This window comes from Synechococcus sp. N5, assembly GCF_900473925.1.
Classification (GTDB): Bacteria; Cyanobacteriota; Cyanobacteriia; order PCC-6307; family Cyanobiaceae; genus Parasynechococcus.
On sequence record NZ_UCNI01000011.1, the window covers coordinates 24,595 to 31,395 of the forward strand.

Consider the following 6,801-nt stretch of genomic DNA (forward strand, 5'->3'; position numbering starts at 1 on the left):
AGCCGGCAGCACCGTGCAGTTCATCGATCAGGCACGGATCACGGTCCGAGGCGGGCGCGGCGGCGATGGCATCGCTGCATTTCGCCGTGAAAAGTATGTGCCCGCTGGAGGCCCCTCCGGAGGTGACGGCGGGTGTGGGGCTCCCGTGGTTCTCGAGGCCGACAGCAACCTGCAAACCCTGCTCGATTTCAAATACAAACGCCTGTTCGCTGCTGACGATGGGCGACGCGGTGGTCCGAACAAATGCACCGGTGCATCAGGGAAAGACCTGGTGATCAAGGTGCCTTGCGGCACGGAGGTACGCCATCTGCGCACCGGCATCCTTCTGGGAGACCTCACCACCCCTGGTGAGCGTCTCACCGTTGCCTTCGGTGGGCGAGGTGGTTTGGGCAACGCCCATTACCTGAGCAATCGCAACCGCGCTCCGGAGAAATTCACCGAGGGCCGTGAGGGTGAGGAATGGCCCCTGCAGCTGGAACTCAAGTTGCTGGCTGAGGTGGGCATCATTGGTCTTCCCAATGCCGGCAAGAGCACCTTGATCGCCGTGCTGTCGGCAGCGCGACCCAAGATTGCCGATTACCCCTTCACCACCTTGGTTCCCAACCTTGGTGTGGTGCGCCGTCCCAGTGGAGATGGAACCGTGTTCGCGGATATTCCAGGCTTGATTGAGGGGGCCGCCCAGGGCGCTGGTCTTGGCCACGACTTTCTGCGTCATATCGAACGCACCCGTCTGCTGATCCACCTCGTGGACGCAGGATCCGAGGATCCCGTGGCTGACCTGAACGTCGTCCAGCAGGAGCTGGAGGCCTATGGCCATGGTCTGGTTGATCGGCCACGTCTGTTGGTGATCAACAAACAGGAGTTGGTGACAGAAGAGGATCTCCCCAGGTTGCGGCAAGACCTTGAAGCGGCGAGTGGTCGTCCCGTGCTGTGCATTTCAGCCGCCATGGGAACCAACCTCGATCAGTTGCTGGCAGAAACCTGGGCCGAGCTCGGAGTGTGAGCTGATGCTCCAGACAATCTTCATGTGATCAGCCACACCGATGCTTGTGGCCTGATCGCGGGGGAGCCATAACGGGAATGTCTCACCCATGACATGACCTTTTACACCTGTCTGGACAACAAGGGCGACGTGATCGCCCGGTGCCAAACGAAAGAAGATGTTGCTGTGCTTCAACGCATGGGACGCCCGATCGCTGAAGTGAAGGCAATGCGTAATGAGGAGGCTGTCGTCTGCAGCCTGACCGGCAGCCCCTCCGACTACAACGAGGACTACTGAGCCCTCGTTGATTTAGGTCGCTGGTTGAATCAGTCGTCGTAGACGCGGCACTCCTCGGCATCGGGATTGGCCTCGCAATGCAGCTCGAGCGACGTGGGGTCGTGGCTGTCGCCGGGGTGGTGTTCCTTGTATTCCTCCAGCGACTTCAGCTCATCTGTGAGGTGACGAACCTTGGCATCGTCTCCAGCTGCTTTGGCAGCTTCGATTTCGGATTGATCCTTCTGGATGTGTTCGTCGATGGACTTCATGAATTCAGACCGTGGTCTGGCAGCACCTTACGGCGATTCATCGGTTTTGGAGTGGTGGAATCCCACCCCATGACCATCCGACAACGTTGATTTGAAGTGCTTGTAGCCGTGGCTACAAGCACAGCTCCAGATCGTTGATCAGGGCGCCAATTCACTGAGTTCCAGCCAGCGTTCTTCCGCTTGTTCAATGCGGTTGATGATCTCAGCCAGATCGAGACTCAGCTTGGCCATGTCAGCGCCTTCCCGGGTCATCTGCTGTTCCAGCTCCTCTTTCTTCAGCTCTAGTTCAGGCAGCTGTTGATCAAGCGCCGCAAGCTCCTTGTTTTCCTTGAAGTTTCGCCGCCGCGGGCCATCGCGCTTGGTCTTGCGGCTGCTCTCTGGTTTTGGTGTGGAGGGTTTGCTCGCCTGGCTTCGGCTGCGTTCCTCCTGGCGTTGCTGCTCCAGAAACGCGCTGTAGTTCCCTTCAAAGCGATTGAGCCGTCCTTGGTCGAAACAGAACAGACGATCAACCGTGCGATCGAGGAAGTAACGGTCGTGGGACACAACGATCACGCAACCTCGAAAGTCCTCAAGAAAATCCTCCAGGACGCTGAGGGTCTGAACATCCAGATCATTGGTGGGTTCGTCCAACAGCAACACGTTGGGCGCCTGGATCAGCATCCGGCAGAGGGTGAGGCGGCGGCGCTCGCCTCCCGAGAGCTTGGCCAAGGGGCTGTGCTGCTGGGCCGGTGGAAACAAAAATCGTTCCAGAAGCTGGGATGCGGTGACTTGCTCACCCCCCAGATCGATCCGGCTGGCGGCTTCTTCCACGAACTCGATCACTTTGCGATCGAGCCCTTTGCCTTTGTTGAAGTCTTCGGTGTGCTGGTCCAGGTAACCGATGTGAACGGTCTCCCCAAGCAGCAGGCTGCCCTGGGTTGGCTCGCGCCGTCCGGCGATGAGATCAAGCAGGGTGGATTTGCCGCTGCCGTTGGGGCCGATGATGCCGATCCGCTCTTCAGGGCTGAAGCTGTAGCTGAAGCCATCGAGGAGTGGGCGACCGCTCCCGCTGCCATCGGCTGTGACCCCAACGGCTTCCGCTTCGATCACCTGTTTGCCGATGCGCCGGCTGATGCCGGTCATCTCCAGCTTTGCTTTGCCTTGATTGGGTTTCTGCTCGCGCATCGCTTCGATGCGTTGCAGTCGCGCCTTTTGTTTGGTGCTGCGGGCCTTGGGGCCCTGGCGTAGCCACGCCAGTTCGCGGCGAAGCACGCTTTTGAACTTGGCCGCTGAGGCTGCTTCTGAGGCCTCTTCTTCGGCTTTGTGCTGCAGAAAGGTGCTGTAGTTCCCCTGATAGGTGCGGGCCTGGCCTCGGTCCACCTCCACCATCCGCCGCGTCACCCGATCGAGCACATAGCGGTCATGGGTGACCAGCACCAGAGCGCCGGGATAGCGATCCAGCCAGCTCTGCAGCCATTCCACGGCAGCGGCATCGAGATGGTTGGTGGGCTCATCCAGCAGTAGCACATCGGGGCAGGCCACCAGGGCTGATGCCAGACCCACCCGCTTGCGGTATCCGCCGGAGAGGTCGTCGACCGGGCGCTGGAGATCGCTGATGCCCAATTTCTGCAGCACTTCCCGGCATTGCTGCTCCAGGCTCCAGGCGTCCTCTTCATCCATCCGTTGGCTGAGCTGACCCAGCTCCGCCATCAGTGCTTCATTGCTGGGGTCTGCCGCGATGGCGTCGCTGAGGGCGCTGAAGCGCACCAGCAGATCCCGTTTGGCACCACAGCCCTCCAGCACCTGCTCCAGCACCGTGAGCCCCGGAGTGATCCGGCTCTCCTGACCCACCAGCTCCACCCGAAGCCGGGGTGAGCAGCGCCGTTCCCCGTCCCCGAGTGGCTCTTTCCCCGCCAGCACCTTCAGCAGGGTGGATTTGCCGGCGCCATTGGGACCGATCAGTCCCAGCCGCTCCCCTTCACCGATGTGGAGATCGAGATCGCAAAAGAGGGTGCGGATGCCGAAATCCTTGGCCGCACCCACCAGGCTGATCAGACTCACGGCGTGCCAGCGGGCAGTTGACTGTCCAGATAAGCAAACACGCTCTTGTCGCCCACATCCGCTGCTGCCTCCATGCCGAATTTGCGCAGGGCCAGCAACACCAGCAGCAACGCTGCACTTTCCAGCAGAGCCAGGCAGAGGGGGCCATTGATCAGACCCACCAGATGCCCCAGCAGCGCTGCCGGCAGCAGCAAGGTGAGGCCGATGGCTTCGGGCCGTTGAAAGCAGAAAAACTCCTTGAAGCCGATGCCCGCCAAGGCGGCAAACAGCGGCCCGGTGGCCAAGATCCACAGCGGCTGAACCTGGAGGGTTGAGAGCACTTCGGTGGGGCCGGCCAGCAGCAGCAGGGCCCCCCAACCGATGCAACCGCTGAGCCAGAACAGTTGCAGGGCGCGGTGCAAGGGACGGAGATAAATGTGAATCCAGCGCAGGGCCAGACCCAGGGCTGTGGCCATCGGCAGCACCCAGAGCCATGCCCAGGGGCTATCGGTCTGCCACCACTGCAGCACCCCTGCAGCCAGGCTTAGGCCTGTGATCAACAGGGCGATCCGATAGGAACGTACCTCCTGGCGATCGGCAGCTGTGATCGAGTAGGTGCCGTAAAAACCTTCGAAGGTTGGATCTGCGCTGGTCATCCCGACGCTGCCGTGCTGTTCACCAGTGTGCTCAGGTCAGGACCTGCTGGAACGATGCCGCTGGGATTGAGGGGGAACAGGGCACCGAAGTAGTCGTGTCGCCAGGCGTTCCCGTCGCAGGTGTCCGCCACGCCCGGCAAAGCGTAAAAGCGTTGTCGCCATGCCCAGAGGTGTGGGTAGTGCCAGAGCGGCTGCCGACTGCAGCCGAACAGGGGCGCATAGACCAGCTCCCAGCGGATCAAGGTGGGGAATAAGCGCACGTCCGCCAGGGTCAGTGCCCTGCCGCACAGCCATGGACCATTGCTTTCAAGGCTCTGCTCCACCGCCGCAAGGGCGGCGAAGAGATCGGCTTCAGCGCGGTCATAGGCCGCTTGGTTGCGGGCGAAACCGCAGCGGTACACCCCATCGTTGATGGCCGGTTGCAGTCGCTGCTGCCAGGCCTGGATCCTTTCGGTGGCTTCCGCCGGTGCCAGGTCCACAACAGCGTCTTGATGGGGCCAGCGGTTCAACAGCTCCACCAGTGGTGCACTGTCATTGCCCAGCAGGCTGCGCGTCTTCGGATCCACCAGCACAGGCACGGTGGCCCGGTAGCTGGGGGGGGCGCCGCAGTGCTGATACAACTCCAGCAGCGTGTCGCACCCCTCCCAAGCGGGATTGAGGGCCCAGCGTCCAGCGTTGTGATCCGCCTGTGCCATCACGAGGGTGAGGCTGTTGTGCAGATGGCGCAGCTGATGCACCAGCCAGGTGCGGTGGGCCCAGGGGCAACTGCGCCCGATCACCAGGATTGGCCGTTGGTCTGCGCTGCGCTGGAGCAGGTCTTCGGGGTTTAAAGCCGGCGGGCTGAGTGGATCGCTGCTTGGGCGGGTGTAATTGCCGGCCGCATCGGCTGGGCCCAGCCCACCCATGAGCCGTTTCCATTGCCAGCGCCAACTGCGACGGGCGGCCGTGACCACGACAGGTGGGATCGACATGGCGCGGTTTGGATCGCTTCCATCCTCGCTGTGACTCGTGCTTCAGTCGGAACTTGGTTCGCTGTGGTCCATGAGCAGCTGTGGCGTTCTTGTGGTGGCCGGCACCCACGGCAATGAGGTCAATGCCCCTTGGTTGTTGCAGCAGTGGCAGGCCAACCCTGATCTGATCAACGCTGCTGGCTTGGCGGTGCAGAAGGTGATCGGCAACCCGGAAGCGTTGCGCCGCCGCTGCCGCTACGTCGATCGTGACCTCAACCGCTGCTTCCTCCCGGAACAGTTGGAGCAGGGGGCCCCCGGCTTGGAGTTTCAGCGTGCTGGGGAACTCCTGCGCTTGCACGGCCCGACCGGCGAGCAGCCTTGTGCCGTGGCCATCGATTTGCACAGCACCACAGCGGCCATGGGCAATTGCCTGGTGGTGTACGGCCGGCGTCCTGCTGATCTCGCCCTCGCGGCTTTGGTGCAGGGAGCGCTTGGCCTGCCGATTTATCTGCACGAAGCCGATGCTCAGCAGACCGGCTTCCTTGTTGAATCCTGGCTCTGCGGCCTGGTGATCGAGGTGGGCCCTGTGCCGCAAGGCCTGCTCAATGCCCGGGTCGTTGAACAGACCCGTCTTGGCTTGGAAACCTGCCTGAGGGCCTTGGATCAGGCACATCAGGGCTTGGCCCGGCTGCCGGATGCTCTGGTGGTGCACCGTCACCTGGGGAGTCGGGATCTTCCGAAGGCGGAGAACGGAGAGCCTCAGGCCCTTGTGCATCCCGAACTGCAGGGACGCGATTGGCAGGACATCAGCTCAACCCAGGCGATGTTCCGTGCTGCGGATGGCACCAAACGTGGTGAAGCGTGGGTTGAGGGGGAGATTCCGGTGTTTGTGAATGAAGCGGCCTACGCGGAGAAAAGCATTGCTTTCTCCCTCACGCGCCGGGAGGTGTGGCCCGTGCAGCCCACCTGGCTGCCGGCCTTGCAGCAGCTGCTCTCTGCGGCCTAACCGCAGGCCCAAACACCTTTCCCTTCTTGAGAGCAGATCAGATTGCTCGTCTGACCATCGGCCCAGTACATCCGCAATCGGTCGTCCTCGGTGCCGATCCGCAGGGTGAGGGATCGCAGCGGACCGGCCGGGGTTTTGCTGTCGGCATCACCGCCGGGCGACTTGATTTTTTGCAGCTCCTGCTCCAGCTGGTTGATGCGTTGTTCCAGCTGTTTGATCGAAGCGCTTGCGTTGGGTTGGTCGCCGCTTGAGCTCACCAGTCCACAGCTTGTGAGACCAACCGAGGCCAGCCCAAGACAAATCAGGGGAATCAAACGCTGCATGGGCCTGTGCTGATTGGCCCCAGCCTCTCAACAGAACTGGCCCTGGGCCAGACGTTCACTCCAATACACCGTGGCACCTTGAGCCTCCAGCTCCAGTCGCCTGTGGCGGGCCTGGCTCAGAGGAACGGTTTCCTCCAAGCGGTGGCCGGCTTGCATCCAGCGGATCAGAACCAAAAGCGCCTTGGTGAGTCTTATGAATCTTAAGTCTTTCGAAAGCATCGCTTTCCTCTCCTGGGGCGCTTAAGCGTTGGTTTCGCAATCTGTGGACACACAGCGCAAACTTCCTTTACACTCCCGATCAGGCAGGGCTCTCCTGCCCT

9 protein-coding genes are annotated in these 6,801 nt (G+C 61.7%); 3 read left to right on the top strand and 6 right to left on the bottom strand.

The window, feature by feature from the left end; all coding sequences use genetic code 11:
- Positions 1-13 precede the first annotated feature (13 nt).
- Entirely contained in the window at positions 14-1,003 is a 990-nt protein-coding gene (cgtA, locus tag DXY03_RS10120) for an Obg family GTPase CgtA (protein ID WP_115010312.1), read from the top strand.
- Between the two features lie 93 nt (positions 1,004-1,096).
- Positions 1,097-1,279 carry a hypothetical protein gene (locus tag DXY03_RS10125; RefSeq protein WP_115010313.1) on the top strand — a complete coding sequence of 61 codons (183 nt, stop codon included), beginning with the start codon at positions 1,097-1,099 and terminating at the stop codon, positions 1,277-1,279.
- A 29-nt stretch (positions 1,280-1,308) separates the two neighbouring features.
- Here the strand turns inward: DXY03_RS10125 and DXY03_RS10130 are convergent, their stop codons facing one another.
- The 4 genes from DXY03_RS10130 to DXY03_RS10145 all read right to left on the bottom strand — a co-directional run bounded on the left by DXY03_RS10130 (position 1,309) and on the right by DXY03_RS10145 (position 5,173).
- On the bottom strand, positions 1,309-1,527 hold the full coding sequence (locus tag DXY03_RS10130; protein WP_115010314.1) for a CP12 domain-containing protein: 219 nt from the start codon (positions 1,525-1,527) through the stop codon (positions 1,309-1,311).
- Between the two features lie 138 nt (positions 1,528-1,665).
- Positions 1,666-3,567, bottom strand: a complete 1,902-nt coding sequence (locus tag DXY03_RS10135) for an ABC-F family ATP-binding cassette domain-containing protein (protein WP_115010315.1) — start codon at positions 3,565-3,567, stop codon at positions 1,666-1,668.
- Positions 3,564-4,202, bottom strand: coding sequence for a DUF2301 domain-containing membrane protein (locus DXY03_RS10140; RefSeq protein WP_115010316.1), 639 nt, complete (start codon positions 4,200-4,202; stop codon positions 3,564-3,566). Before DXY03_RS10140 ends, DXY03_RS10135 begins: the two co-directional genes overlap by 4 nt.
- Complete coding sequence (locus DXY03_RS10145) at positions 4,199-5,173, bottom strand: glutathione S-transferase C-terminal domain-containing protein (RefSeq protein WP_115010317.1); 975 nt, start codon at positions 5,171-5,173, stop codon at positions 4,199-4,201. The genes DXY03_RS10140 and DXY03_RS10145 overlap by 4 nt, the downstream gene beginning before the upstream one ends.
- A 70-nt stretch (positions 5,174-5,243) precedes the next feature.
- Here DXY03_RS10145 and DXY03_RS10150 point away from each other — a divergent pair, with 70 nt between their 5' ends.
- Positions 5,244-6,158 (top strand): aspartoacylase, encoded by a 915-nt coding sequence (locus tag DXY03_RS10150; protein WP_115010318.1) that lies wholly within the window; start codon positions 5,244-5,246, stop codon positions 6,156-6,158.
- Here DXY03_RS10150 and DXY03_RS10155 read toward each other — a convergent pair.
- Complete coding sequence (locus tag DXY03_RS10155) at positions 6,155-6,481, bottom strand: hypothetical protein (protein WP_115010319.1); 327 nt, start codon at positions 6,479-6,481, stop codon at positions 6,155-6,157. The genes DXY03_RS10150 and DXY03_RS10155 overlap by 4 nt on opposite strands.
- 27 nt (positions 6,482-6,508) lie before the next feature.
- Positions 6,509-6,637: a hypothetical protein gene (locus tag DXY03_RS12780; protein WP_256377252.1), complete on the bottom strand. Its 129-nt coding sequence runs from the start codon at positions 6,635-6,637 to the stop codon at positions 6,509-6,511.
- Between the last annotated feature and the right edge of the window lie 164 nt (positions 6,638-6,801).